Source organism: Rahnella bonaserana, assembly GCF_019049675.1.
GTDB classification, from domain to species: Bacteria; Pseudomonadota; Gammaproteobacteria; order Enterobacterales; family Enterobacteriaceae; genus Rahnella; species Rahnella bonaserana.
Window position 1 is genome coordinate 105,668 of record NZ_JAFMOW010000064.1, and the last position, 25,261, is coordinate 130,928.

25 protein-coding genes are annotated in these 25,261 nt (G+C 51.8%); 13 read left to right on the plus strand and 12 right to left on the minus strand.

The annotated features are described in order from the left end of the window. Positions 1–92 precede the first annotated feature (92 nt). The 3 genes from J1778_RS14570 to J1778_RS14580 are packed head-to-tail and all read left to right on the plus strand — an operon-like array spanning position 93 to position 3,060. Complete coding sequence (locus J1778_RS14570; protein WP_217173777.1) at positions 93–854, plus strand: endonuclease/exonuclease/phosphatase family protein; 762 nt, start codon at positions 93–95, stop codon at positions 852–854. Continuing rightward, entirely contained in the window at positions 851–2,098 is a 1,248-nt protein-coding gene (gene clsB, locus J1778_RS14575; RefSeq protein WP_217173778.1) for a cardiolipin synthase ClsB, read from the plus strand. The genes J1778_RS14570 and clsB overlap by 4 nt, the downstream gene beginning before the upstream one ends. Next, positions 2,098–3,060 (plus strand): lysylphosphatidylglycerol synthase domain-containing protein, encoded by a 963-nt coding sequence (locus J1778_RS14580; RefSeq protein ID WP_217173779.1) that lies wholly within the window; start codon positions 2,098–2,100, stop codon positions 3,058–3,060. The genes clsB and J1778_RS14580 overlap by 1 nt, the downstream gene beginning before the upstream one ends. A 257-nt stretch (positions 3,061–3,317) precedes the next feature. Here J1778_RS14580 and J1778_RS14585 read toward each other — a convergent pair whose 3' ends face one another. The 4 genes from J1778_RS14585 to J1778_RS14600 form a co-directional block, all read right to left on the minus strand. Then, positions 3,318–4,043, minus strand: a complete 726-nt coding sequence (locus J1778_RS14585) for a putative quinol monooxygenase (RefSeq protein ID WP_217173964.1) — start codon at positions 4,041–4,043, stop codon at positions 3,318–3,320. 99 nt (positions 4,044–4,142) lie between these two features. After that, positions 4,143–5,174, minus strand: coding sequence for an aldo/keto reductase (locus tag J1778_RS14590; protein WP_217173780.1), 1,032 nt, complete (start codon positions 5,172–5,174; stop codon positions 4,143–4,145). A 44-nt stretch (positions 5,175–5,218) separates the two neighbouring features. After that, positions 5,219–5,497, minus strand: coding sequence for a YciI family protein (locus tag J1778_RS14595; protein ID WP_217173781.1), 279 nt, complete (start codon positions 5,495–5,497; stop codon positions 5,219–5,221). A 15-nt stretch (positions 5,498–5,512) separates the two neighbouring features. Beyond that, positions 5,513–6,088 carry an NAD(P)H-dependent oxidoreductase gene (locus J1778_RS14600; RefSeq protein ID WP_217173782.1) on the minus strand — a complete coding sequence of 192 codons (576 nt, stop codon included), beginning with the start codon at positions 6,086–6,088 and terminating at the stop codon, positions 5,513–5,515. A gap of 140 nt (positions 6,089–6,228) precedes the next feature. On the opposite strand from J1778_RS14600, the gene J1778_RS14605 reads away from it, so the two are divergent. Next, the gene (locus J1778_RS14605; protein WP_217173783.1) at positions 6,229–7,128 is read left to right on the plus strand and encodes a LysR family transcriptional regulator; all 900 of its coding nucleotides are present in this window, start codon (positions 6,229–6,231) and stop codon (positions 7,126–7,128) included. 201 nt (positions 7,129–7,329) lie between these two features. Here J1778_RS14605 and asd read toward each other — a convergent pair whose 3' ends face one another. From asd to J1778_RS14630, 5 genes are all read right to left on the minus strand, one after another. Then, positions 7,330–8,448 carry an aspartate-semialdehyde dehydrogenase gene (gene asd, locus J1778_RS14610; protein WP_217173784.1) on the minus strand — a complete coding sequence of 373 codons (1,119 nt, stop codon included), beginning with the start codon at positions 8,446–8,448 and terminating at the stop codon, positions 7,330–7,332. Positions 8,449–8,862: 414 nt separating this feature from the next. Further along, positions 8,863–10,167 (minus strand): PQQ-dependent sugar dehydrogenase, encoded by a 1,305-nt coding sequence (locus J1778_RS14615; protein ID WP_217173785.1) that lies wholly within the window; start codon positions 10,165–10,167, stop codon positions 8,863–8,865. Next, on the minus strand, positions 10,164–10,604 hold the full coding sequence (locus tag J1778_RS14620; protein WP_217173786.1) for a DUF2231 domain-containing protein: 441 nt from the start codon (positions 10,602–10,604) through the stop codon (positions 10,164–10,166). Before J1778_RS14620 ends, J1778_RS14615 begins: the two co-directional genes overlap by 4 nt. 131 nt (positions 10,605–10,735) lie before the next feature. After that, a complete protein-coding gene (locus J1778_RS14625) occupies positions 10,736–11,473 on the minus strand; it encodes a GntR family transcriptional regulator (protein WP_217173787.1) in 738 nt (245 codons plus the stop codon). A gap of 151 nt (positions 11,474–11,624) precedes the next feature. Then, positions 11,625–12,728 (minus strand): sugar phosphate isomerase/epimerase family protein, encoded by a 1,104-nt coding sequence (locus tag J1778_RS14630; RefSeq protein ID WP_217173788.1) that lies wholly within the window; start codon positions 12,726–12,728, stop codon positions 11,625–11,627. A gap of 413 nt (positions 12,729–13,141) precedes the next feature. On the opposite strand from J1778_RS14630, the gene J1778_RS14635 reads away from it, so the two are divergent. From J1778_RS14635 to J1778_RS14660, 6 genes are read left to right on the plus strand one after another with little or no spacing between them, the layout of a single operon-like run. Further along, positions 13,142–14,257 carry an ABC transporter ATP-binding protein gene (locus J1778_RS14635; RefSeq protein WP_217173789.1) on the plus strand — a complete coding sequence of 372 codons (1,116 nt, stop codon included), beginning with the start codon at positions 13,142–13,144 and terminating at the stop codon, positions 14,255–14,257. Positions 14,258–14,272: 15 nt separating this feature from the next. Next, entirely contained in the window at positions 14,273–15,325 is a 1,053-nt protein-coding gene (locus J1778_RS14640; protein WP_217173790.1) for an extracellular solute-binding protein, read from the plus strand. A 6-nt stretch (positions 15,326–15,331) separates the two neighbouring features. Beyond that, complete coding sequence (locus J1778_RS14645) at positions 15,332–16,162, plus strand: ABC transporter permease (RefSeq protein WP_238484732.1); 831 nt, start codon at positions 15,332–15,334, stop codon at positions 16,160–16,162. Further along, positions 16,155–16,985, plus strand: coding sequence for an ABC transporter permease (locus J1778_RS14650; protein WP_217173791.1), 831 nt, complete (start codon positions 16,155–16,157; stop codon positions 16,983–16,985). The genes J1778_RS14645 and J1778_RS14650 overlap by 8 nt, the downstream gene beginning before the upstream one ends. Before the next feature lie 35 nt (positions 16,986–17,020). After that, a complete protein-coding gene (locus tag J1778_RS14655; protein WP_217173792.1) occupies positions 17,021–18,445 on the plus strand; it encodes a M24 family metallopeptidase in 1,425 nt (474 codons plus the stop codon). 1 nt (position 18,446) lies between these two features. Continuing rightward, positions 18,447–19,097: a flavin reductase family protein gene (locus J1778_RS14660; RefSeq protein WP_217173793.1), complete on the plus strand. Its 651-nt coding sequence runs from the start codon at positions 18,447–18,449 to the stop codon at positions 19,095–19,097. 2 nt (positions 19,098–19,099) lie between these two features. Here J1778_RS14660 and J1778_RS14665 read toward each other — a convergent pair whose 3' ends face one another. Together J1778_RS14665 and J1778_RS14670 are read right to left on the minus strand one after the other, a co-directional pair. Continuing rightward, complete coding sequence (locus J1778_RS14665; protein WP_217173794.1) at positions 19,100–19,321, minus strand: hypothetical protein; 222 nt, start codon at positions 19,319–19,321, stop codon at positions 19,100–19,102. Between the two features lie 360 nt (positions 19,322–19,681). After that, a complete protein-coding gene (locus tag J1778_RS14670) occupies positions 19,682–20,590 on the minus strand; it encodes an SDR family oxidoreductase (protein WP_217173795.1) in 909 nt (302 codons plus the stop codon). A gap of 250 nt (positions 20,591–20,840) precedes the next feature. Between J1778_RS14670 and J1778_RS14675 the strand changes: the two genes are divergently transcribed. Continuing rightward, positions 20,841–21,158, plus strand: coding sequence for an RcnB family protein (locus J1778_RS14675; RefSeq protein ID WP_217173796.1), 318 nt, complete (start codon positions 20,841–20,843; stop codon positions 21,156–21,158). A 50-nt stretch (positions 21,159–21,208) separates the two neighbouring features. Here J1778_RS14675 and J1778_RS14680 read toward each other — a convergent pair whose 3' ends face one another. After that, positions 21,209–22,027 (minus strand): helix-turn-helix domain-containing protein, encoded by an 819-nt coding sequence (locus tag J1778_RS14680; RefSeq protein ID WP_217173797.1) that lies wholly within the window; start codon positions 22,025–22,027, stop codon positions 21,209–21,211. 217 nt (positions 22,028–22,244) lie between these two features. Between J1778_RS14680 and J1778_RS14685 the strand changes: the two genes are divergently transcribed. Continuing rightward, positions 22,245–23,819 (plus strand): alpha-L-rhamnosidase-related protein, encoded by a 1,575-nt coding sequence (locus J1778_RS14685; protein ID WP_217173798.1) that lies wholly within the window; start codon positions 22,245–22,247, stop codon positions 23,817–23,819. A 45-nt stretch (positions 23,820–23,864) separates the two neighbouring features. Next, positions 23,865–25,256 carry an MFS transporter gene (locus tag J1778_RS14690; protein WP_217173799.1) on the plus strand — a complete coding sequence of 464 codons (1,392 nt, stop codon included), beginning with the start codon at positions 23,865–23,867 and terminating at the stop codon, positions 25,254–25,256. The last annotated feature ends 5 nt before the right edge of the window (positions 25,257–25,261 follow it).

Sequence of the window (25,261 nt, forward strand, 5' to 3'; positions counted from 1 at the left end):
GGACTTTTGGGAAAAATCCATAACTGCTCCGCTTTTCGTGACAGAAACTATACTTGATTTTCATTGAGATAGTGATACTGGCAGGAGAGTAAATGACCCAAAATACCCGGCACTTTTCGTTAAAACTACTGACGATTAATACGCATAAGGGCTTCAATGCGTTTAATAAACGCTTCATTTTACCCGAGTTGCGCGACGCGGTACGCACCGTCAGCGCCGATATCGTCTGCCTGCAGGAAGTGATGGGCGCGCATGAAGTGCATTCACTGCAGGTGGAAAACTGGCCGGACAAAACTCATTACGAGTTTCTTGCTGACACCACATGGAACGATTTTGCCTACGGGCGCAACGCGGTCTACCCTGAAGGTCATCACGGTAATGCCATACTGTCTCGCTATCCAATTGAATCTTATGAGAATCGCGATGTGTCGGTCGCAGGTAGTGAGAACCGGGGCCTGTTGTACTGCCGCATAGTGCCTCCCCAGCTTGGGTATCCTGTCCATGTGATCTGCGTACATCTTGGCCTGCGCGAAGCGCACCGTCAGGCGCAACTCAACATACTTGCCGAATGGGTTAACGCTTTCCCGGAGGGAGAGCCCGTGCTGGTCGCGGGTGATTTCAACGACTGGCGGCAAAAGGCCAACCATCCGCTTAAAGCGCGGGCGGGCCTGGATGAGATTTTCACCCGCGCGAAAGGTCGCCCGGCACGCACTTTCCCGGTCAGTATGCCGCTACTGCGTCTCGACAGAATCTACGTGAAAAATGCCAATGCCAGCACGCCCGCCGCGCTGCCGCTGCGTAACTGGCGTCATCTGTCCGATCATGCCCCGTTAAGCGCGGAGATCCACCTATGAAACCAGCATGGCGGGAAGGGAATCATATCCAGCTTCTGGAAAATGGCGACGAATATTACCCGGCTTTATTCGACGCTATTGATAACGCTCAGAGTAAGGTGTTTCTCGAAACCTTTATCTGGTTTGAAGATAACGTGGGTCGCCGTTTGCATGCGGTGCTCCTGCGCGCCGCACGGCGTGGTGTCGACGTTCAGGTGCTGCTAGACGGGTACGGCTCGCATGGCCTGAGCGATAGTTTCGTCAGCGAACTGACTTCGGCAGGGGTGGCGTTTCGCTATTACGACCCGCGGCGGCCACTGTTCGGTATGCGCACCAATCTGTTCCGGCGTATGCACCGTAAAATTGTTGTCATCGATAACAAGGTGGCGTTTGTCGGCGGGATTAATTACTCCGCCGAGCACATGTCCGACTACGGCCCCGAGGCCAAACAGGACTACGCCGTGCAGGTAGAAGGCCCGGTGGTGGATGACATTCTTAAGTTTGAGTTGGAAAACCTGCCCGATCATGCGCAAACCCGCCGATGGTGGCAGCAACGTCGCCGCTATCATGCGGCCGAAAATCGTCATCCCGGCGAGGCACAGGCGCTATTTGTCTGGCGCGATAACGACGATCACAGTGATGATATTGAGCGTCACTATCTGAAAATGCTGTCCAGCGCCAGGCGCGAAGTGATTATCGCTAATGCCTATTTCTTTCCTGGCTACCGTCTGCTGCACGCCATGCGTAATGCGGCCCGACGGGGGGTACAGGTGAAACTCATTGTGCAGGGTGAACCGGATATGCTGATTGTCAAAGTCGGTGCGGAGCTGCTCTACAACTATCTGCTGAAAGGCGGGGTGCAGGTGTATGAATATCGGCGTCGTCCGTTGCATGGCAAGGTCGCACTGATGGACGCTCACTGGGCGACTGTCGGCTCGAGCAATCTCGATCCGTTAAGCTTGTCCCTCAATCTTGAGGCCAATCTCATTATCCATGACCGCGCGTTTAACCAGACGCTGCGGGAGAATCTCCACGGCATTATTGCCAATGACTGCCAGCGTGTGGATGAAGCCATGGCCCCGAAACGCACCTGGTGGAACCTGGCGAAAAACGTGGTGGTGTTCCACTTCCTGCGTAAATTCCCTGCAATGGTCGGCTGGCTACCGGCACACACACCAAGGCTTTCTCTGGTAACGGCACCGGTACAACCCGAAATTGAAATGCAGGATCGGATGACGTCAGAAAAATCGGAGGTAAAAACCTGATGTCCACACCACATCCAAAGTGGCGTCTCGCGAAAAAAATCCTCACCGGTATTTTCTTTATCGCCATAGCCGTACTGCTGGTGGTTTATGCCCGCACGGTCAACTGGGAAGACGTGTGGAAGGTCATTCGTCATTACAACCGCACGTCACTGCTGATGTCTGTGGCGCTCGTGATCCTTAGCTATCTGCTGTATGGCTGTTACGATCTGCTCGCACGCGCTTATTGCGGACACAAACTCGCGGCACGTCAGGTGATGCTGGTGTCATTTATCTGCTACGCCTTTAACCTCACGCTCAGTACCTGGGTTGGCGGAATTGGTATGCGATACCGGCTTTACTCGCGTCTGGGTCTGCATGGCGGCACGATCACGCGCATCTTCTCACTGAGCATAACTACAAACTGGCTTGGCTATATTTTGCTGGGCGGGATCATCTTCACCTCCGGTGTAGTAGAACTGCCTTCGCACTGGTATATCGACGCCGGTACATTGCGCATTGTTGGCATTGGACTGCTGGCGATGGTGGCGGTTTACGTGTGGTGCTGCGCCTTTGCTAAATACCGTCACATGACGGTTAAAGGGCAAAAACTTGTGCTGCCGTCATTTAAATTCGCGCTGGCCCAGATGGTAATTTCAAGTGCCAACTGGATGGCCATGGGGGCGATAATCTGGCTGTTGCTTGGTCAGGATATGAACTATTTCTTTGTACTGGGAGTGCTGTTAGTCAGCAGTATCGCCGGGGTGATTGTGCATATCCCGGCGGGGATCGGCGTGCTGGAAGCGGTGTTTATCGCGCTGCTGGCCGCAGAACATACTTCGCAGGGCACGATTATCGCCGCGCTGCTGGCCAATCGCTTGCTCTACTACTTCCTGCCGTTGCTGCTGGCTCTGGTGTGTTATTTGCTACTGGAGAGCAGGGCGAAGAAATTGCGGGCTAAGAACGCAGAGGCAATGGCCAAATGAGGCTGCTGACAATGGTTTAGGTGCATTAGCGTTTTGGAGTAACCATTATAAACTAGCCAAAAAGTGACATTATCAAATGGGACTTACACATTCTGTCTATCCCAGTTTAAAATGTCATCCTCAGGTCCAAACACGACATTATCGCTTTGCGCTACATATTCGGTGCGCATAATCATGATTATGTTAAATAGGATATCAGATGCGTACTCACAGCTTCTGATTAGTGTTGAACAAAGGGTCTGCTTGCAAAACGGAAATTATAATTCATACATCAGGCCGCCTTTATTCATCAGTATGCCGGGTGTAATTCCGATGGCTTCTTTATAAGTCGTCATTTCTGCAGTCTGCTCAATGTATTTTTTAAAATGAGGTGTCTTACGATGGGCCTGATAAGCCTCTTCGCTGGCGTATATTTCATAGAAATACCAGCGTTCAGGATTCGCTTTATCGATAGCGGCATACATGGCCAGAACGCCCTCTTCCAGCTTAATAGACTGCGCCATCTCGGGTAAAACGACATCGCGAAAAGCCTGCCCGAACTGTGGTTTTACATCAACGATGACAAAGTTATTTATTGTGTGATCGCTTTGCACAATCTGTTTATCTGCCAGAAATTGCGGTATCACATCAATTCTGCGCTTTTGGTTCGCCTCCAGAATATCAGGTGAATTGCGTAAAAATTCTTTATAGCTCGTTGAATTCAGATGTTTTCCGTATGCGTCGCTATCAGCGTAAATTTCAAATACATAAACAACTGACGGGTTTATTTTCTTTTTGGCGGAATACATTGCAAGGGTTCCAGATTCACCGGTAACCGACGCTCTGATATTCTTTTCAGCCAGGCTGTCGTATGCCTTATCTTTACCTTGCCGGATGCCGAGTTCAAAAATATTGAACACGGGTGGAACAGATAGTTTCTGTTCCTGAGCAATAACAGAACAGCTCAGAACCAGCAAAAGTGATAAAGAAACCCCGGCTTTCATAAACGACCCTCTCTTTTCGGCTGCATTAAAATTGGTGCCACTATTGCTGATAAGGCGCGTTAACCACGCCATCATCACATTCCATTTTCGTCACTCGGCTCACTGGTTGATTCGCAAAGGGGAGAGTCGCGGCGCTTGTTCAGACAGCGGCGGAACGATGCCATCAACCACATGGGGAACGTACGGTGCCTCCAGCGCTGCAATTTCTTCTGACGATAATGTCAGGTTAAGTGCTTCCACGGCGGTTGACAGGTGTTCCGCTTTAGTGGCACCGATGATGGGTGCGGTAATCACAGATTTAGACAGCAGCCATGCAAGCGCAACATGTGCACGAGGAACGCCCTGCCCGGCGGCAATCTGCGCCACAACCTCAACCACTTTCCGGTCCTGCTGTGCAGCGTTTTCATACATTTTCAGCGCAAAGGCGTCGTTCTGTGTCCGGTGAGTGGTTTCACTCCAGTCGCGTGTCAGCCTGCCGCGCGCCATCGGGCTCCAGGGAATAACACCCACGCCCTGATCCTCACATAGCGGCAGCATTTCCCGCTCTTCTTCCCGATACAGTAAATTGTATTGCGGTTGCATAGAGACAAAGCGCGTCCAGCCGTTACGCTCAGCAACATACTGCATCTTGGAAAAACGCCAGGCTTCCATTGAGGAGGCACCGATATAGCGCACTTTCCCGGCTTTCACCAAATCGTGAAGTGCTTCCATGGTTTCTTCAACAGGTGTGCCGTGATCAAAACGGTGAATCTGATACAGATCCACATAATCCATACCCAACCGGATCAGGCTGTCATCGATGGACTGAAACAGCGATTTTCGCGAGAGAAAACCGGTGTTTGGCGAGTTACGCCATGGGAAAAAAGCCTTAGTAGCGACAACGATTTCATCCCGATATGCCATATCGCGCAGCGCCCGACCGACAATTTCTTCTGAGCTTCCACCTGAATAAATATTAGCCGTATCAAAGAAATTAATTCCCGCCTCAAGTGCCTGACGTATCAATGGCCGGGACGCACTTTCATCAAGAGACCACGGCTGAGGAAGACGTTCTGGTTCGCCGTAACTCATGCATCCCAGACACAGTCGCGATACTTTCAGGCCACTTCGCCCCAGGTTTACATACTGCATAATCATCTCCCTGCATCGTTATTAAATGAAAATTGTGACGGCTGTTATTGCCAGTTTCCCACCATTTTCGGGATGAATTCACGAATCTCATATTCAGCGAGATTTGGGTGATAGGCGTCTTCTCTCAGAATAGCGTCCAGCTCTTCCCGACTTTCAGTATGAGCAATAATCACCCCTGCTCTTTCGCGATCGGAATAGGGACCGATGAGAACAAACTTGCCTGCATTGAAATACTGCTGAAACCAGCTGACATGGCGCGTGAAAAGCGCCTCATGCTCCACAGCCGTGATATCGCCATTCACCGTAATATTGATGAGATACATTTTCCCTCTTCTCCTTTACACAGCCATTTTTAAAGCAGGGGCAGTTTGTTTAATCGCGGTAATCAGACGCGCGGCATGAACTTTAGCCAGTGTTTTCTGTTCGAGGACTTTAGCTTCATCACGTCCTGCGTAGCTCATCCCAAAGGTGTAGACCGGATCCTGCAAATCCAGATTGCACAGCAGTGCTGTGGTTTCAAACTGGGTCAGGTATTGCTGAATGTCGTGACCGAACAAACCTTCAGCGGAATACAGTCCCTCTGGTGCGCCGGCAGTAAAAGAAATGATCAGCTTTTTGCCCCCCAGTTTTGCAGCAGAACCATGAGCGAAACCATGAACAAAAACCTGATCAATCCATAATTTCATTAAGCCCGGCACTGAATACCAGGAAAAAGGAAACTGCCAGACAATCACATCGGCGTTGAGTAAGGCTTGCTGTTCCTGTGCCACGTTGATGTGATAGTCAGGATAAAGAGCATCAAGAAAGCGAATTTCGGCTTCGGGCAGCGCTGTTGCAACTTCACCCAGAATAGTGGCATTGCCAATGGACTCATTAATATTCGGGTGACCAGAAATAATCAGTACATTTTGCATTTTTGGCTTCCTTAACAGGGGTTTGTTAAACTGGACGTGAGTATAAACAACCCTGATTCTGTTTTTTAGAGCAGTAATAGCTCATACACTCTTAGCCAATAGCTAATAATCTAATTTTGTTTCCTCTTCTGGATGACGCCATGAACAATGTCATTTACAACCAAATCCGTATTTTCCAGAGCATCGCCCGTGAAGGCAGCATTACTGCTGCGGCCAGGAAACTTGAGATAACGCCACCTTCCGTGAGCAAAGCGCTAAAACTGCTTGAGCAACATATTGGCCACCCGCTTTTTGTGCGTACCACGCGGCGCATTGAGCTGACGGATGCGGGTGAACAGTTGTTGCAACAGACGTCGCGGGCTGTGGCGTCACTGGAAAGTGCGGTGGAAAGCATCAAAGACCTGAATCAGGAACCCTCCGGGCTGGTCCGAATTACGCTGTCGCGCTTTGCTTACCTGCTTATTCTAAAGCCCCTGATGGCAGAGTTTTGCAAGAGTTACCCCGGAATACAGCTTGAGATATCCGTCTATGACGGAACCGTGAACATGATTGATGAGCGCTTTGATTTGGGCATACGTTTCGGCGATATTCTGGAAGAGAGTGTCGTGGCCCGCCCGTTGATGAAACCTTTTCGTGAGGGTTTATATGCTTCTGCGGCCTATCTCGCAGAATACGGTACGCCAGAACTGCCGGCTGACTTACATCAGCATCAACTCATCGGCTATCGCTTTATCACCAATAACCGCATCCTCCCGCTGATGCTGGAAGACAAAGGTGAGCAATTAACCGTTGAGATGCCAGGGCAAATCATCAGCAATGATATTGATGTCATGGCAGATGGAATACGCAGCGGTCTGGGAATTGGCAGATTGTTTGAGCCGGTGTATGAATTGCAGCCCGATAAAGAGCAGTTTATCCCGGTGATGATGCCGTACTGGAAAACCTATCCACCGGTTTATCTTTACTATTTAAAAAGCACCGGCAAGGCGAAACGAGTCAAAGCGCTGATTGATTTTTTAATGATGAAAACCCCAAAATAGCTACCGACATAACCTGTTAAAGATCCCCATCAGTTGAAGCGCTAAACAGCCCGCAACAGTGTCATCAGACTGCACAGAGCGAAAAACGGGCGATGAGGTAACCCTTTCATGTCCGTCAAATCTGCTGCGATTCAGCATATGATGCTGCTCCAAAAAACAAAAGCACCTACCCGGCAGATGCTTTTGTAAAAATAATATGAATCAGACTTTGCCGAGCAGAATATTCAACATGCGGCGCAATGGTTCCGCCGCTCCCCACAACAGCTGATCGCCTACTGTCAGAACCGAATAGATAGGCTCATTGTTCAGAGACATTTTTTTGTAGCGACCGATACCCACCTGAAGCGAGCCGCTGATATAAGCCGGGGTCAATTTACTGACACTCTCATCCTTGTTATTGGGCACATAGTTAACCCATGGATGGGAATGCGTCACTAATTCTGCAAATTCTTTTTCACTGACTTCGCGCTTGAGCTTCAGGGTGATCGCAGCACTGTGACAGCGGATCACGCCGACCCGGATGCATAAACCATTAACCGGGATTGTACCGGGAGACAGGCTCAGAATTTTGTTCGTTTCAGCCTCACCTTTCCATTCTTCACGGCTGTTGCCATCGCCTAAATCGCTGTCAATCCACGGAATGATGCTGCCCATTAAAGGCGCGCCGAAGTTCTGAGTCGGCATGTCAGCGCTGTTAATCAGTTCACTGACCTTATTGACTAACGGAAGCACTGAACCTGAGGATGTCAGCTCTTCGGAGGACAAATGGTTGCTTATGTAAGCGCTTTGCGTAATTAATTCCCGTACATACTGCGCTCCGGCACCCGATGCAGACTGATAGGTCATCACACTCATCCATTCAATGAGATCGGCCTTTATCAACCCAGCGAGTCCCATAAGACTTAACGTGATGGAACAGTTGCCGCCGACAAAAAGTTTAATCCCCTCTTTGACTGCACGATCAATATTTGTGCGGTTAACCGGGTCGAGAATAATGCAGGCTTTCTCATCCATCCGCAGTGCTGAGGCTGCGTCAATCCAGTAGCCTTTCCAGCCATGGTTAATCAGCGCAGGATATATTGCTTTAGTATAATCCCCGCCCTGACAGGTGATAATGATGTCCATTTCAGCCAGGGCACTAATCGAATTAGCATCTTTTAAGGTATAGCTTACGCCCCCTATGACAGGACCGGCGGCGCCCGCACTGGAAGTGCTGTAAAAATGTGCAGAAATGTCGTCAAAATCCCTCTCTTCGACCATTCGCTGCAGCAAAACAGAACCTACCATTCCTCGCCAACCCACAATGCCAATTTGCTTCATTTGCTTAACCTTAACAACGTTATAAGAATGTTAACTATTTTCGCGGTGAGTTATATCTCATCCCTAAATCAAGGTCATTACGAATTGCATCAGGTTTTAATATTATTAAAATCTTTCAATAAGCGATCAAAGATAGAAGGAGCTGTTATTGATGCCATGGGTACCGGATACCGCCCGCTCAATACCGCTGGGTCTCAGGATTGTCACTTACCGGTGAAGCCTTAAAATCGTTTCGGTTACTCTCCTGAGCATCAGGCTCGTGCAGGCCTTTAAAACCCGCACGGGTCCACAGCGGATAGCGGACACGTTGTATAAAAAAGTCTTAACGTGGGGGGATTTCCTTTTTCCAGCGGACTCCTGGAAAAGCAAAATGCCCCACCTGGGGCATTTTTTATCCGGCAATCTTTTCTGCCGTTACTGCGCTTTGCTCACCCGCCAGACGACGTTGCCCGCATCGTCGGCGATGAGTACGCCGCCCTGTTTATCCATCGCCAGCCCGACAGGAAGACCGCGAACCTGTTTCTGATCGTCAGTCAGGAAACCCGTCACCACAGGTTGCGGCAACCCAACCGGCTTACCGTTTTCGAATTTCACCCACATCACCTGATATCCGTTCAGCGGTTTACGGTTCCAGCTACCGTGCTCGCTGACGAAGGCACCATCGCGATATTGCGGCATGTTTTCGCCGGTATAGAACAGCAGTCCGAGGGGCGCGACGTGTGAGCTGATGGCATAATCAGGCTTGATGGCTTTCTCTACCAGATCCGGACGCGGCGGTTTGACCCGTTCATCAACGTGCTGGCCATAATAGCTGTAAGGCCAGCCATAAAAACCGTGCTCCTGTACCGATGTCATGTAATCCGGCACCAGATCCGAGCCAATTTCATCGCGTTCATTCACCACCGCCCAGAGTTTTCCACTCTGCGGCTCCCATTGCAGGCCGGTCGGATTGCGTAATCCGCTGGCAAAAATGCGGCTGGCTCCGGTTGCAGCATCCACTTCCAGTATCGCTGCACGCCGGTCTTCTGCCCCGATGCCATTCTCGGTGATGTTACTGTTAGAACCGACGCCGACATACAGTTTGCTGCCATCCGGACTGGCCAGCAGGGATTTCGTCCAGTGATGGTTAATCGGACCGCCCGGCAATTGCGTCACCACTTCACCAGGCGCGGTAATTTCTGTTTCGCCTGTCTGATAGGGATACTTTATCAGGCTGTCGGCGCTCGCAATCCACAGAGTATTTCCGGTCAGCTGAATGCCAAACGGTGAGTTTACATGCGCAATAAACGTATGTTTCTCCCACTTACCACCCGTATTTCGCAGCAATGTAATGCGGTTGCCGCCCTCGCCGCCTTTACCTGACGACTTCTGCACCATGCCCATAATCAGCTCTTTCGGGCGGAAGATGAGTTTTTTGGCCGGACCATTCGATTCTGCCACCAGTACATCATTATTAGGCAGAACGTAAACCTGACGGGGATGTTTCAAACCTTCAGCGATTTTCTCGATTTTCAGTCCGTCGGCAACTTTCGGCATTTCGCCGCTTTTCCAGGGAATACCTTCCGGCACTTTCATCGGCGGCATCAGGAAGTTCTGCGCTTTTGGCAGTTCAGGATCTGCCCCGGTTTGTTTTTTCGGATCAATTTGCGAGCTGTTATCACAGCTACTGAGCAGCCCGGCAAGCACACAGGCGGACAATAAACGTTGATAATTTTTCATCGTATCGCCCCTCCTGCAACCGGAAGGCGTAATGCCAGCTGGACATTGGCCAGAAGCAGAAGCACCACCACCAGCGTCGAAAGAATGACGCCCGTCGGGACAACCGCATACGCATCACGGCTGTGAATAAAGGCATTGAAAATCGCCAGCACGATGGCCAGCAGGTTCAGCCAAAAGTGCAGTTTATGCGCGCTGTCAGCAACAGATTTTGGCCCCGTCCAGACCTGAACCAGATTGATCAAACGAGGAATGACAGCGATGAAAAGCCCCAGCACAATCAGCCAGTTGGCCGCATCGGTCCACATATTGATGAAGGTTTTCATATAGAGAATGTCAAAAATCAAGGCGGCGACAAAAAAACCAAGAGGAATGGGGTTTAACAATTCGTACAGCGCCGTGGCAATTCCGCGGCGCGTCGAATTCGGATGCGTTTGCATGTCCTTCTCCTTTGACTGATCCAAAGCTGCCAGCGTCAGAAATGGCGCGACAACTAACAGGTGTACCTGTAATAGATTAGTAAAGTTGAAGAATGCTGCCGAAATGAATGCCTGTCGGACGGCGTTTTACATCACGAGAAGTTTTCCAGCACGGACAAAAATGTATGCCGGTCGCCGTGGCCTTCGGTTAAACGCACGCGCCCTTCGATGTCGGCAAGATGGTGGTCCATCAGCTGCTGCGCTTTGGTCAGGTCTTTCTCTTTGATGGCCGCCACAATCATTCGGTGATGATCCGCGCCGCAATCGTCTTTATGCTCTTCTTCATACAAGGACATGACCAGGGAAAGACGCGCGACAATCTTCGCCAGCATTTCGGTCAGCACCGGGTTACCGGCGATTTCCGCCAGCACGATGTGAAACTTACCGGAAAGCACGGTTTTGGATTTTTCATCGCCATGATGATGAATGTGCTCTTCCTCGTCCGCCAGCTTTTCCAGTGCTTCAAGCTGTTCGGAAGTCGCCCTTTCCACCACCAGTTCAAGCAGCAGGGCTTCGATTTTACGCCGTGCTTCAAACAGGTTTTTGGCCTGCTCAATGCCGGGCTCTGCGACAAACGTGCCACGATTTCGTTTACGCTCGAGCAGATGGTCGCTTTCCAGCACACCCAGCGCACCCCGCACCACCGTGCGACTAACCCCAAAATGTTCGGCAATCGCCTCTTCGAGAATTTTGGTGCCCGGCTTTAATGCCCCTTCACCAATCGCCGCCGCCAGCGTGGCGCGGATCCGCTCTGAAACATCGTCGTTATTATCGGCCGTACTGGCCGCGACCGGCGCTGTTCTGGCGCTTTGCGCGCGGGTTTTCTTCATTGTTGTCTCCGGATTTACGCTCAGTCATACCTTATGCCGGACAAAGGCGCTCCGGTCATGGCGGGTTTAAGTATCTCGTTAAGAATGTTTCTGCGCAAATGCTGAATAAGCCAGTGGCGATATTTGCACAGAACCCCTTAAGACGCCGGTTTCAGCCCAATATTATGCCTTTCTGTTCACTGATAGCGCGGATATGGCGTGCAGAATCCTGAATAAATCGTATGGCTGCATCAAAGTCGTAAGACTGATTTTCATAGGTCGGATAACCGTACTGCGCACTTTCAAATCCTTCCCAGTCCGGGATTTCACCTGATGCGACGCGTTTTTCGCCCTCATCAAGCATGGCTAAATAGAGTTCAAGCTCCGTCGTATTCAGATCCGGATGACCGGCCCGCCAGACCGGATCATCAATCTGAATACACTGACGCGGATTAGGCTGGCGGCGTTTGTCGTCGGTTGACTGATTAATTTCCAGCGACAAATTCAGGGCCCGATTAGATTTCGCGAGTATCGGTAAAATTGCCGCAAAATCTACCACCCCCTGACCGCAGGCGCGGGGCTGGAAATCCAGACCGCCGGGCGCGCGACCGACCCAGGCATCTTTAATGTGCGTCTGCCGGATATAAGGCGCCAGCCGCTGCGTCGCCATCACCGGATGCTCGCCGCGTTGCAACATATTGGCGGTATCCAGCACCGCACCGACACAATCTTCTCCGACTCTTTCAATCAGGCGCAGGATTTCAAAAGAGGTGATTTCGTCGTGCGTCTCAATATTCATGTGTACGCCATGCGCGCGTGCTACGGGCGCCAGCTTTTGCAGCACGTTGCCCATCGCCAGCAATTGCTCATCCCAGCTGACATCAGTACGAAAACGATCGACTGCCAGACGTCCGCGATACTCGCCTTTAAAATTACCGGGTGACACCCACATCTCGCGGCAACCTATCGCTGCGCTGGCTTCGATCATTCGTGTGAAACCCGCAATAATGTCGCCATCGCCAATCGCCCGTAATTCCGGTGCTTCTGCGCTGCAATAAGGATTGATTTTGCCCAGACCACTTTCCAGATAAAGACCTGATTCGTCCGCTTTAGCCCGGATTTCCCGCAACATTCCCGCATCCAGCGTCGGGCTCATATCCAGTACAGTACTGAAAAATATCCCTTCAAGACCCAGTTCCCTGACATGGTCGAGGCTGGCCAGCGGTCCGCGTTTCTTAACTTCAGGGAGTTTCTGACCGTCGATGCCTAATTTCATAAAAGACTCCGCAGCCTGGGGCTGCCAAAAAGAGGAATTAAAGATTCATCTTCAACAGTGCAAATCACATGCCACCAGAGAGAAACACGCTAAAATTAGCCAAAATCACCTTAAATATCATACCATTATTAATCACTAACCAGATTCGCAAATACTTTCGGAAGTTATTTCGAATTAAAATAACAACATTCGCACCAAAATGGTTAACACAATGCACCATCATGGCGTAACTGCATGGCAATCAAACATACGAATATCACGCTTTATTTTCATAAACATCTGTGTGCGTAAGTTTAATTACTATTTAATCACTGTTTTTCAATGGGTTGAATTTTAATCTAGCGGGCATATTGGGTTATGGCACGCCGTTTGCTTTTCAATATCAAGCACACGACTCAGATCCGGGAAGCCATATGCCAGACATGCAAAACACCACTGAAAGCAAACGCCTGAACGTTCAGGGCCTGACTCACAGTTACGGTGGAAAGAACGCCATCAGTGATGTGTCATTTTCCATTGAAGCGGGAGAAATTGTTGCGCTGCTGGGGCCGAGTGGTTGTGGCAAATCCACCGTTCTGCGGGCTATCGCAGGGCTTATTCAGCCGAAGAACGGAAGGATCGTCCTTGGCGGTCAGGATCTTGCGGAGGTTTCAGCCCGGGGTCGTGGGATCGGCATGGTATTCCAGAACTATGCGTTATTCCCGCACCTGACCGTTGCCGAGAACATCGCCTATCCGCTGGCCTGTCAGCAGATTTCCCGTGCCGCCCGCAAGCAGCGTGTGGAAGAAATGCTGTCACTGGTCAGGCTGAATGATTTCGGCAACCGGCTGCCGCGCGAATTATCCGGCGGACAGCAACAGCGTGTCGCCGTCGCCCGAGCTATCGCCGGTCGTCCTTCACTTCTGCTGCTCGATGAACCTTTTGGCGCGCTGGACCGGGCATTGCGCTTCGACCTTCAGGTGGAGCTGTTACACCTGCAAAAAACGCTTGGCATCACCACGTTGATCGTCACCCACGATCAGGAAGAAGCGCAAAGTCTGGCAAACCGTCTGGTGCTGATGAACAAAGGCAACGTCGAACAAATTGATACGCCGATGACGGTATATGACCGCCCCAAGACGCTGTTCGTGAACACTTTCATCGGGCAGGCCAATTTGCTGCACGGCACGGTGCTGCGTTTTGAGCTCGACACCACCGTCATCGCTCTTGCGGATAACCGCCTGCTTCGCCTGCCGCGCCGTCTTAATTTCACCCCCGGTTCGCGCGTCACTATTACCTTCCGCCCGGAAGAAGTGCGTTTATCCGCGCTGCCGGGTGAAAACACCCAACCCGCCCGGATGACCGTCTCAGTGCCGCTCGGACCCTCGCTGGTTCACGACCTGATTCTGGAAGACGGAACCAGTCTGCGCGCATCCGAAGTCAGAGGCCCGTCGACGTTCATCCCTGAACCGGGGTCACAACTTTTCGCAGAAATCGATACCGCAAGGTGTCATGCCTTTCCGGCTGAACCGGAATTCATCAGTGAATAAACAGAGGTGAGCTTTATGAAAGACTTTGAAATCAGTCGTCGCCGGTTCGGTTATCTCATGGCGGGCGTTGCGGCCTCCACAATGCTGCCTTTTCCGTTACGCGCTGCGAGTGCAGCTACCGGCGGCAGTGCGGTTGCGGCCACCTTCCCCGGCAACTGGGAAGATGCCTATCGCAACGTTCTTACACCGGTGCTGAAAAAACAAGGCTTTGATCTGACCATCGCGCCTGCCATGGCGCAGGATCAGCTGGCTAAAATCATGGCCAGCCCCGGAAATCCGCCTTACGACACCCTGCTGATGTCGCCGGGGCAAATGACGATTGCCATTCAGAACGATCTTATCCAGAAAATTGACCCGTCCAGACTGAAAAACTGGAGCCTGCTCGACCCGTCATTCCAGGGCGAATACGGCCCGACCGTGACCGTGGAAGTGAACGGCATCGCCTATAACCCGGATCTGGTGCCGCGACCAAAAGGGTATCGCGATTTGTTTGAAAATCCGGCGTACAAAGGCCTGGTGTCCTGGACCGGTTTTGCCTCGAACACAGCCGTCATGGCTTATACCGAAATTGCCAAAATCTACGGCACAGGTCCTGCGGATATGGCGGCGGTATTTAAGCTTTTCAAAGAACATCCTGAGCAACTCAAAGGCGTGGTGGACAGCACCAACCATCAGATGACGCTGTTCCAGCAGGGCGAAATCGCGGTCTTTATGTGCAGCACCAGCAACGTGGCACGCCTGAAAAGCCTCGGTCTGAATGCGGAATTCGTGCATCCGGAAACCGGATCACCGGCCGCGCCGGTCAATATTCATCTGACCAAAGGCAGCAAAAATCTCGACGCCGCCTACGCCTATATGGATGCCGCGATCTCCCAGTCTGCACAGCAGCAACTTGAACAGCCGCCGACCGAGATGTTCCCGACCAACAAAAACGTGGCACTGACACCGGCGATTTCCGCCTATGTCACCCGCGAACAGCTCAAAACGCTGGTCTATCCGGACTGGACAGAAATCAACAAGAACCGTGATGACTGGATCCGCCAGTTCGACACATTGGTTGCAGGCTGAGGTGGAATGATGAAGCAGAGCGGCTTCCCTTACGTCGTACCGATGTTATTACTTTCAGTGGCGTTTTTTGCAACGCCGCTCGCCGTGCTGGTCGGTTTCAGTTTTACCGGCAATGGCGGAGCAACGCTGGATCATTACGCCCGTTTCTTCGGGGATGCGTTTAATTTCCGCGTACTGGTGAACACTGCGCGGCTCGGTATCGAAACAGTTATCGGCACCACTCTGCTGGGTATTCCGATTGCCCTGCTTTACTGGCATGGCGGACGCAATCTGCGGCAGATCCTGATATTCCTGACCCTCATTCCGATGCTGACCAGCAACGTGGTGCGCACCTTTGCCTGGATTGTGATCCTCGGGCGTCAGGGGCCGATCAGCGAGGCGCTGATGGCGATGGGCATTACCGGTATGCCGGTCAGCCTGATGTTTACCGAACTCGGGCTGGTAATGGCGATGTGTCAGATTGATCTGCCGCTGATCATTTTACCGCTGATTGCCATTCTCTCCCGCACGCCGTATCAGCTTACCGAAGCGGCGCAGGTTTCAGGCGCCGGGCCGTGGCGCATTCTGGTGACCGTGCTGCTGCCGCTGATGTTGCCAGGTCTGCTGGCGGGATGGATCCTGGTTTTTGCCAGCACCAGCAGCTCTTTCGTCACTCAGGCGGTGATCGGCGGCGCGCGGAATGTGTATGTCCCGCAACTGATTTACCGTGAAGTCGGTACGCTGTTCGACTGGCCGCTGGCCTCAGCCATCGCCGTGATTCTGTTGCTCTCCACGGGCTGCCTGCTGGTGGCGCTCACCATGATTTCACGCCACAGGAGACTGGTCGGCCATGCTTAAACAACGTGAAAATCCGCTGCCGGCGCTGCTCTACAAGCTGTTCGTCTATGGCTTCGGCACGCTGTGCGTCATCTATCTGGTGGCACCGATTGTCATCGCGCTGATGATGTCGTTTACCTCCGGCCAGACGCTGAAATACCCGCCGCAGGGATTTTCTCTGCGCTGGTACGAAGCGTTGCTGGATCCGGTGCGTTCAGCCACTGAACAGACCGCCGCGTGGAACTCGCTGAAAATCGCCGGTCTGGCGGTGCTCGGAGCCTTGCTGTTCGCGGTCCCTGCGACCATCGGCATGACCCGCATGAAACGCCGCAGCGTCAGCACCATTGAGCCGCTGCTGCTCGCGCCGCTGGTGTTGCCGAGTCTGGTTTACGGTCTGGCGGCGCTGATTGTGGCGAATTTCATCGGCTTTCAGCCGTCGTTGTGGCTCACCGTTATCGGGCATGTGGTGGTGTTTGGCCCACTGATGTACCGCGCTGCGTCAGTGGTCGCGCAGGGGATCAATCCTTCGCTGGCGGAAGCCTCCACCACGATGGGCGCCAGCTGGTTTATGACTCTGCGCCGCGTCACGTTACCGCTGTTGCTGCCGGGGATACTGGCCGGTGCGTTCCTGGTGTTTATCCAGTCGCTCGACAACGTGTCGGTTTCGCTGTTCCTTGCGGACGCCAAAACCACGGTGCTGCCTCTGCGCATGTTCGCGCTGATTGAAGAATCGCTGGATGTCCGCGTGGCGGCTATTTCCGGGATCCTGATTGCGGTGACGTTGCTCGGTCTGCTGGTTGCCCGGCGGGTTCTCGCCCCGCGTCCCATACCTGAAAACTCATAACTCACTGACTTTTATTCAGACCTAAGGAAGACCCTATGAACACACATGCGACGATGGCCAACGGCTCCCGCATCGGACAGTTGCTGGCAGATTTCCAGCCAGATTTCGATTTCACCGCCCCGCTTCCTCTGCCGGTGGAAGAGTTCGAAGAACGTCTGCGGAAAATCCGCCGTCAGGCGGTCGAAGCCGGACACGACGCTATCGTGGTTCACGCCGGCAGCGTCGGCTGGTTCCATGCGTCAAATGCGTATCTGCGTTATATCTGCGACTGGATGCGCGAAGGTGTGCTGATCATTCCCACAGATTCGGATCAGCCGCTGGTATTGCTCTCTTTCTTCACACAATCCGTGCTGCTGCCGCCGGGTGGCGAACCGGTGCTGGTGGATGAAATCTGGCAAATCGGGCCCATCGGGCGCGAATACGCCGACCGTCCGGGTGATTCCGTGATTAAAACAGCGGAAAAATGTGCACAGGTACTTGCCCGTTTCGCACTGGCCGCCGCGCAGATTGGCATAATCGGTGACCGTACATCCCTGACCTTCTGGGCGGCACTCGGATCGCTGACGCCAAAATGCAAATACGTGACCGATAACGCTATTCTGGATCGTCTGCAAAAAGTCCGTTCCCCGCGAGAGATTGCGTTATTCCGAGGTGCGGCGCAGATGATCAGCCTCGGGACACAGGCCGCCTACCATGTCGCCCGACCGGGGGTGACGGATCATGAAATTTACGCGGCGTTTTCTTTTGCTCAGCTGGCAGCCGGAGGCGAAACCGGCGACGGTTATCAGATTGGTATTAACGAATTTGGTACACATTGCGGTAAACCTTACGGGCATGTGGTCCGTCCGGGTGATCTGATTAATCTGTATATTTCCAACGTGACATGCCGGGGTTACACCGCGCAAACGGCCAGAATGATTGCGGTCGGCGACATCACGCCACATCAGGAAGACGTACTCGCCGCCTGTACCGAAGGTGTAAAACGGGCAGAAAAGCTGATCCGTCCGGGCGCACTGATGCGTGATATCAACAATGCCGCCTTCGGTCCGATGATTGAGCGCGGCATGCTGACCTCACCGGAGGCGCGCACCATGCCGTATAACTGGGCACCGATGCCGGACGGCGGCGCGCGGCTGATACCGCATCAGTATGTGCAGGATATCGACTGGGAAGCGCAGGGACGCAGGCTGATGCATGTTTATCCGGCGACGCATGGACCGCACAACCCAAATCTCGGACATTCTGTGGGCATGGCCGGAGCGCAAAACAGCTTCAATATTTCGTCGCATAATTACGACACCCTGGAAGAAGGCATGGTGTTTGTCCTGCATACTCAGTGGCTTGAGCCGCTGTCAGCGGGCTGTAATATCGGTGATTGTTACGTTGTCACTAAAGAAGGCTTTGAAAATCTGAGCCGCCATACACCGCTTCAACCCCATCGCGTTACGGCAGGTAAATGATATGAGCCGACCTTCTTCGCACACTCATTTTGATTTTGCACAGCTGACGGAACGTGAACGTTACAAAATCCTGATCGGCACGGTGATCCCACGTCCTGTCGCGCTGGTCACGACTGTCAGTATGTACGGCGTGCCGAATGCCGGGCCCTTCAGCTTTTTCAATGTCCTGACGCATGACCCGGCGATTGTGGCGATTGGCGTTGAAAATTATGCCGATATGCGCTTTAAAGATACCGCGCGCAATATCCGTGAAACCGGCGAATTCACGGTTCATATCGTCGATGATGCGCTGGTCAGTCAGATGGAAATCTGTGCCATTAAATTCGGACCGGACGTGGATGAGCTTAGAGAAGCCGGGCTGGATACCACTCCGGGGCTGATGGTCAGAAGCCCGCGTATTCTCGCGGCACCGGCGGCGCTGGAATGCCGCCGTCACACCACACTTCAGGTGGGACCGGCGCGTGAAATTATTCTCGGTGAAGTGCTCGGAGTCTATGTGCGAAGCGATGCGGTTGACCCGTCAAATCTGCATATCGACCAGCAGATAATGGATGCAATCGGGAGAATGGGCGGTCACACGTACACTCGTACACGTGACCAGTTTGATGTCAAAACGCTGACGCCGGAGGAATGGGCCGCACGGGGATTATAACGTCAGATATCAAAGTCATTCATTCTGGGTATGCCAGCGGGGAAGTTGTCGTAGATCCCGCTGATGTAGGTCCCTTCCCGGAAAATAATGACTTCATCCACCCTGACCGGATGCGAACAAACCGCGCAGACAAGAGAATTTACCTGTTCAGCGATAGGTGTGTTTACGCTGGCGACAAAGCGGTCTGAGCCGCATTGCTCGCAGACAATCCTGATATCTGGCATGTGACGGGTCCGGCAATAAGAATAAATAGTTAAGTTAAATATAGCATAATTAGATAATTCTTATTGTCCATAGCAATACTCAGGGTTTTCAGAGAGAAGGTTGCTTTTTTGATTAACTGACCAGAAATCACACAAAAAAAAGCCCGCACAATGGCGGGCAATTACAGACGGACACAAGGATTAAATGCAGTGGTTATCTGTAGCGTGGTACAGATGAATCAATCATAGCTTCCTTTACATTGTCCGCGAGGCGAGTTTGCTTGTGTGATGAAAAATAGGAATAATCCGCTGATTGCTTCCCTCAGACCACCACGTCGCCGGCAGACGCCGGTGAATTTTCTGCAAACGCAGCAATGAAAATTACAACGTACCGGTGCCGCCGTCTGAGCACCAGACCTGGCCAGAGGCATAGCTGCTTTCCTGCGAAGCCAGCGTCACATACATTCCCGCGATTTCCGCCGGTTGTCCCGGACGCTTCAGCGGAGCCTGCTCACCAAAGGATTCGACTTTTTCCTGAGGCTGACCACCGCAGACCTGCAACGCCGTCCAGTACGGCCCCGGAGCGACAGAGTTCACGCGGATGCCTTCAGGCGCCAGCTGTTTGGCCAGACCTTTAGTGAACGCCACAATAGACGCCTTGGTCTGAGAATAATCGAGCAGATTATCGCTCGGTAAGAATGCCTGAACCGAGGACGTATTGATAATCGAACCACCACGCGGAATAAATTTCAGCGCTGCTTTGGTTATCCAGAACATGGCATAAACGTTGGTTTTAAAGGTGGCATCAAACGCTTCGGTCGTCAGATCTTTAATCGAATCGCAGAACTGCTGGCGACCGGCATTATTGACCAGCAAATCCAGGCCGCCGAGTTTTTCTGCAGCGTCGTTCACCAGTTGCTGACAGAATTTTTCATCGCGTATATCGCCGGGAAGCGTCACCACTTTCAGCCCTTCACCTGCAAGCAATTCAACGACTTCTTTCGCATCAGGTTCCTCGTCAGGCAGATAATTGATCGCCACCTGTGCCCCTTCTCTGGCAAACGCAATCGCCACCGCCCGGCCAATGCCGGAGTCACCGCCGGTGATCAGCGCTTTACGCCCTTTCAGCCGCCCGCTGCCTTTATAGGTCTTCTCGCCGTGATCGGGAACCGGCTTCATTTTGCTGGCGAGTCCGGGAAACGGTTGTTTCTGGCGTTCGAACGGCGGTGTCGGGAAAGCGTCTGCATGTGGCGCATTGAGTGAGTCGGGAATCGTTTTTTGATTGCTCATCAACATTCCTTATTTTGAAAAATGAATGAACTATAAGGCTAGAAGAAATTTCGACGGGCGTTTGCACTAACGGACAGTTCTGAAATCATTTGCATTTCGACACAAAAAAATGCCCCGTCATCCGGACACTTTCTCGTTATTATCCTGTCCTACAGAAAAAGCACAGGCTTTGGCTTTATGACTCATACAACGGACTGGCAGCATATCACCGAAGCACGCATTAAGTTGATGGTTTTAAACGGGATAATCTATGCGTCATTCTAAAATTGTTTTGTTATCTGCCTTGGTTGTTTCTTCATTGTTACCTCTGGCGAATACGGCGTTTGCCGCGTCAAACTCGCATGAAATCAAATCGTTCTATGATGATTCCAGACTCTACGCGATTGGCGACCAGGTTCCGGCACTGTACCGCACCAAGCCTTACGAAATCGTCGGCTGGCAGGAACGTCATTTACCTGCACCGGATGCGGGCAGTCACTGGACTTATATTGGCGGCAGCTACGCGCTGATCACCGACACCGACGGCAAAATCCTGAAAGCCGAAAACGGTGATATTTATTTCCAGTGATCCGCGAGTAAAGGACTCTGCGAATTGCAAAGATAAGGGCCTGAAGAGATTCAGGCCTTTTTTCTTTCCTGCGAAGGCGTCAGGCCAAAGACCTGCTTATAGGATGTGGTGAAATGATTACTGTTGGAGAACCCGCACATAAAAGCGATATCCGTAATGGACGTTTCGGTATTTTTAATTTTCACCCTTGCAGAAACCAGTCGTAATCTTTTCAGGTAATTTTCCGGCGTCATGCCCGTAGTTTCCTTAATGCGGCGGAACAGCGTACGTTGGGTCAGCAAAAATTCATCCGCCACATCTGTCCAGTTAATCTCGGTGAAACAGTGTTCCTGAAGGTAACCTAGCATACGGTGCAGTTTATATTGGGTATGATTGCGATCCCCGGTTTCCTGCTGATTCACCAGATTCATGATCAGTTGAAAAAAAAGGCCCTCCTGTTGTAACGCCTGAGGATCCTGTTCCCGGTTATGGGCAAACATTTGACCGACAAGACCGCGACAATGATTTTTGACGTCAGGCAACAGCCAGCCGTAATGGCTGCCTTCGCTGGCTGAAAAGCGGGACAATAAACTTTCCGTATTGGTCAGATAATTGAACTGAGTTTGCGGGTTGATAAGCACATTAATCAGTTTCAGCGTGCCCAGCTCATCATAGAAATGGTAGTCATTGTCCCTGACAAAAAAAACGTCCCCTTCCTGAATAAAAACAGGTTTGCCATTGATCACGTGCAGGCCGTGCCCGCTATCCACAATCACCAGTTCGTTGAAATCATGACAATGCTCACTGTTATTATCTTCCGGGTCACTGGAATAGACCGAAAGTTTCTCATCAGCAGACGGAAAATAGGCTTCAACTCTGAGCTTCTCCATAGGGCACGTTATCTCTTTTCGTTCACATATCCAGGCAGGCAGCCAACATAAATTATTGCCTTCAGGGCGGCGAATCTGTTTTCGGAATTTGTGATCATTACCTTAACTACCCCACTCTGGCTGCCATTCCTGCCCTCTGCCTGGCAATCTCAGAATAGCTGGCCGATCCCGCACGGTGCACACTGATTGCCACCACAATATCGATCAGGAATCAGGCATGTCCCAGGGAATTCAAAAAAACAGCGATGTGATTTTTCAGCGCAACACCCACTTTCTTTCTACCGCAGCCAGCCTCGTACCTGCGTTGCAACAGCATCGCTGTCCGGCGTTAAGTCTGGTAAACGCTGTGCCCGATGCCTCGCAGATCCACGGCTGGCGCACCGATTCCTGCGGTACGCCGGCCGGACTGGCAAACAGGGAATTCGGTCCGGGGGAAGAAATCGTTGTCGATTTCGGAACACATTGCGTCGGTTACTTCAGCCTGCGCTGTGAGGCCGCCGGAAGCCCGCCTGACGCCCCGGCACATCTGCAATTCATTTTTGGTGAAACACCTGCGGAAATCGCCGAACCCTTCAGTGACTATGAAGGCTGGCTTAGCAGCAGCTGGCTGCAACAGGAAGATCTCTATCTGGATGTGTTGCCCGCGCATGTCCGTTTGCCCCGCCGCTATTGCTGCCGCTATGTCAAAATTAAAGTGATATCGACCTCTGCTAAATTTTCGCTTCGCCTTAGCGACATTTATCTCACGACGGTGACGTCAGCAGATCCCTCCGCACTTGAAAATCTGAGCCATCAGGATGCCCTGCTGGGGCAGATCGATCAGGTCAGCGTACTTACCTTACGTAATTGTATGCAGGAGGTGTTTGAAGACGGCCCGAAACGTGACCGCAGGTTATGGCTGGGTGATTTACGGTTGCAGGCGCTGGTCAATTACCAGACCTACGGCCAGAACGATCTGGTCAGGCGCTGCCTGTATTTGTTCGCAGGGGTGACCCGTGAAGATGGCATGGTTTCATCGAACTTGTTTATGAAACCCGAGATCATCGCAGACGATACTTTTTTGCTTGATTACGCCCTCTTTTTTGTCGCAACGCTCGCCGATTACATAGCGGCCACGGACGACCTGACGACCCAGAATGATCTCTGGCCAACTGCAGTACGGCAGATGGAACTCGCTCTTGAACGTGTCGGCGAAAATGGCATTCTGCACGACAGCGAAGACTGGTGGGCATTTATCGACTGGCATGAATCACTGAATAAACAAGCGCCTGCACAGGGCGTGCTGATTTACTGCCTTAAAAAAGGGTGGGAACTGGCGCAGCGATGTGATCATCCCCGTGTCGCCTGGTTGGATCAGCAAATCGGCCGTCTGGAAGCGGCGGCCAGAAATGAACTGTGGGACGAAGAAAAAGGCTTTTTTGTTAGCGGCGCTCAGGCGCAAATCTCCTGTGCCTCTCAGGTCTGGCTGGTGCTGGCGGGTGTGGGGGAAGAGGAGTTTCGTGCCCGCGTCATGGCGAATCTGCTGACCACACCACCGGAAACCGGCATGAATACACCCTACATGATGCACCATTTCATCGATGCACTGATAAGCGTAGGGCAGACAAGCCGCGCAGTGCAGGAAATAAAAAAATATTGGGGCGGCATGGTTCAGGCCGGTGCGGATACGTTCTGGGAATTATATGACCCGAAACGCCCTGACTTTTCCCCGTATGGCAGCAAACTGATTAACAGTTACTGTCATGCATGGAGCTGTACCCCCGCTTATTTCATTCGCAAATACGGGTTATAACGTTTTAAAAAATAACAATAACCTCCACCCTGAAGAGAATAAACCATGCAAAACACAACATTTTCCCTGTGGCGGCAACGCCTGGGATATGGGATCGCAGATTTGTCCTGTAACCTCGTCTGGCAAATGATCTCGCTCTATCTGATGTTCTTCTATACCGACATTATGGGATTGCCCGCCTACTACGCCGGACTGATGTTTTTAGTCACCCGGCTGGTGGATGGTGTGGCCGATGTCCTGATGGGACTGGTGATCGACAACACTTATACCCGCTGGGGACGCTGCCGTCCTTATCTGCTGATTGGCGCAGTGCCCTTTGGTTTGTTATGCGTGATGGCATTTTATGTCCCGGATTTCGGTCTGACAGGTAAACTCTGGTATGCATTCCTGACCTATCTGTGCCTCTCATTCCTTTACACGCTGGTGAATATCCCCTTCTGCGCCATGCTGCCTTTTATCACCAATGATTCGAGAGAACGCACCACACTTTCAGCGGTGCGTATTGTCATGGGATCGCTTGGCTCAACCATTGTGGCCGTCGCCACCCTGCCGCTGGTTCATTCGCTCGGCAATGGCAATCAACAGTCCGGCTTCCTGTATACCGCGATGATCTTCGGCGGGATTGCCATCTTTTTCCTGCTTCTGAGCTTTGCCAACGTCAAAGAAAGCATCAACGTGCAAAACGAAAGAATGACCCTTAGCCGGGCGTGGACCAGTCTGCGACATAACCGTCCGTGGTTTGTTTTTGCCGTTAATATTTTCCTGATGTGGGGCGCTTTCTTTTTCCAGACCGGCGCGCTGGTCTATTTCTTTAATTATTATGTCGGTGATCCAAATATCACTGCTGTTGCTGCAGGCATTTCAACCTTTGTTCCTTTATTAGGCACATTAACCGTGCCCTTTATGGCAGCGAGAATGAAAAAGCGGCACGTTTATTTATTATCCTGCGCGATTAACTTAGCCGGCATGATAGTTATGATATTTTCCGGCAGCGCCATTACAGGCTTACTTGCAGGGGCAACAATATTATCAATTGGTGCGGGTCAACGCACGGCGATCTATTTTTCAATGCAGGCTGATCCTGTCGATTATGGCGAATGGAAAACCGGTATTAACACCGCAGGCATATTGACCTCCATTAATGGATTCCTGGGTAAAGTAGCTATGGCTGGCGCAGGCGCAATCAGCGGCATCCTGCTCTCTGCGGGCGGCTATGTCGCGAACCATGCGCAAAACCCGCAGGCACTTTTGGCCATCAAAGCCTGTTATCTGTATATCCCTGCTGCCCTTATTCTCTGCTCAATGTTCTGGATAGGGTGTTATTACCGGCTCGATGATAATTACGAGAAAATTAAATCCGAACTGGATAAAAGAAAAACTGAAAACGACAATAATTCCGGACAAAAGGAAGCACCACAAACAGTTAATAACCTTTAAAATAA

What these genes read in the sequence shown, in the direction of transcription:
- J1778_RS14570 (WP_217173777.1), top strand. Translation starts at nt 93, where the DNA reads ATGACCCAAAATACCCGGCACTTTTCGTTAAAACTACTGACGATTAAT.
- clsB (WP_217173778.1), top strand. Translation starts at nt 851, where the DNA reads ATGAAACCAGCATGGCGGGAAGGGAATCATATCCAGCTTCTGGAAAAT.
- J1778_RS14580 (WP_217173779.1), top strand. Translation starts at nt 2,098, where the DNA reads ATGTCCACACCACATCCAAAGTGGCGTCTCGCGAAAAAAATCCTCACC.
- J1778_RS14585 (WP_217173964.1), bottom strand. Translation starts at nt 4,043, where the DNA reads ATGAAAGCCGGGGTTTCTTTATCACTTTTGCTGGTTCTGAGCTGTTCT.
- J1778_RS14590 (WP_217173780.1), bottom strand. Translation starts at nt 5,174, where the DNA reads ATGCAGTATGTAAACCTGGGGCGAAGTGGCCTGAAAGTATCGCGACTG.
- J1778_RS14595 (WP_217173781.1), bottom strand. Translation starts at nt 5,497, where the DNA reads ATGTATCTCATCAATATTACGGTGAATGGCGATATCACGGCTGTGGAG.
- J1778_RS14600 (WP_217173782.1), bottom strand. Translation starts at nt 6,088, where the DNA reads ATGCAAAATGTACTGATTATTTCTGGTCACCCGAATATTAATGAGTCC.
- J1778_RS14605 (WP_217173783.1), top strand. Translation starts at nt 6,229, where the DNA reads ATGAACAATGTCATTTACAACCAAATCCGTATTTTCCAGAGCATCGCC.
- asd (WP_217173784.1), bottom strand. Translation starts at nt 8,448, where the DNA reads ATGAAGCAAATTGGCATTGTGGGTTGGCGAGGAATGGTAGGTTCTGTT.
- J1778_RS14615 (WP_217173785.1), bottom strand. Translation starts at nt 10,167, where the DNA reads ATGAAAAATTATCAACGTTTATTGTCCGCCTGTGTGCTTGCCGGGCTG.
- J1778_RS14620 (WP_217173786.1), bottom strand. Translation starts at nt 10,604, where the DNA reads ATGCAAACGCATCCGAATTCGACGCGCCGCGGAATTGCCACGGCGCTG.
- J1778_RS14625 (WP_217173787.1), bottom strand. Translation starts at nt 11,473, where the DNA reads ATGAAGAAAACCCGCGCGCAAAGCGCCAGAACAGCGCCGGTCGCGGCC.
- J1778_RS14630 (WP_217173788.1), bottom strand. Translation starts at nt 12,728, where the DNA reads ATGAAATTAGGCATCGACGGTCAGAAACTCCCTGAAGTTAAGAAACGC.
- J1778_RS14635 (WP_217173789.1), top strand. Translation starts at nt 13,142, where the DNA reads ATGCCAGACATGCAAAACACCACTGAAAGCAAACGCCTGAACGTTCAG.
- J1778_RS14640 (WP_217173790.1), top strand. Translation starts at nt 14,273, where the DNA reads ATGAAAGACTTTGAAATCAGTCGTCGCCGGTTCGGTTATCTCATGGCG.
- J1778_RS14645 (WP_238484732.1), top strand. Translation starts at nt 15,332, where the DNA reads ATGATGAAGCAGAGCGGCTTCCCTTACGTCGTACCGATGTTATTACTT.
- J1778_RS14650 (WP_217173791.1), top strand. Translation starts at nt 16,155, where the DNA reads ATGCTTAAACAACGTGAAAATCCGCTGCCGGCGCTGCTCTACAAGCTG.
- J1778_RS14655 (WP_217173792.1), top strand. Translation starts at nt 17,021, where the DNA reads ATGAACACACATGCGACGATGGCCAACGGCTCCCGCATCGGACAGTTG.
- J1778_RS14660 (WP_217173793.1), top strand. Translation starts at nt 18,447, where the DNA reads ATGAGCCGACCTTCTTCGCACACTCATTTTGATTTTGCACAGCTGACG.
- J1778_RS14665 (WP_217173794.1), bottom strand. Translation starts at nt 19,321, where the DNA reads ATGCCAGATATCAGGATTGTCTGCGAGCAATGCGGCTCAGACCGCTTT.
- J1778_RS14670 (WP_217173795.1), bottom strand. Translation starts at nt 20,590, where the DNA reads ATGAGCAATCAAAAAACGATTCCCGACTCACTCAATGCGCCACATGCA.
- J1778_RS14675 (WP_217173796.1), top strand. Translation starts at nt 20,841, where the DNA reads ATGCGTCATTCTAAAATTGTTTTGTTATCTGCCTTGGTTGTTTCTTCA.
- J1778_RS14680 (WP_217173797.1), bottom strand. Translation starts at nt 22,027, where the DNA reads ATGGAGAAGCTCAGAGTTGAAGCCTATTTTCCGTCTGCTGATGAGAAA.
- J1778_RS14685 (WP_217173798.1), top strand. Translation starts at nt 22,245, where the DNA reads ATGTCCCAGGGAATTCAAAAAAACAGCGATGTGATTTTTCAGCGCAAC.
- J1778_RS14690 (WP_217173799.1), top strand. Translation starts at nt 23,865, where the DNA reads ATGCAAAACACAACATTTTCCCTGTGGCGGCAACGCCTGGGATATGGG.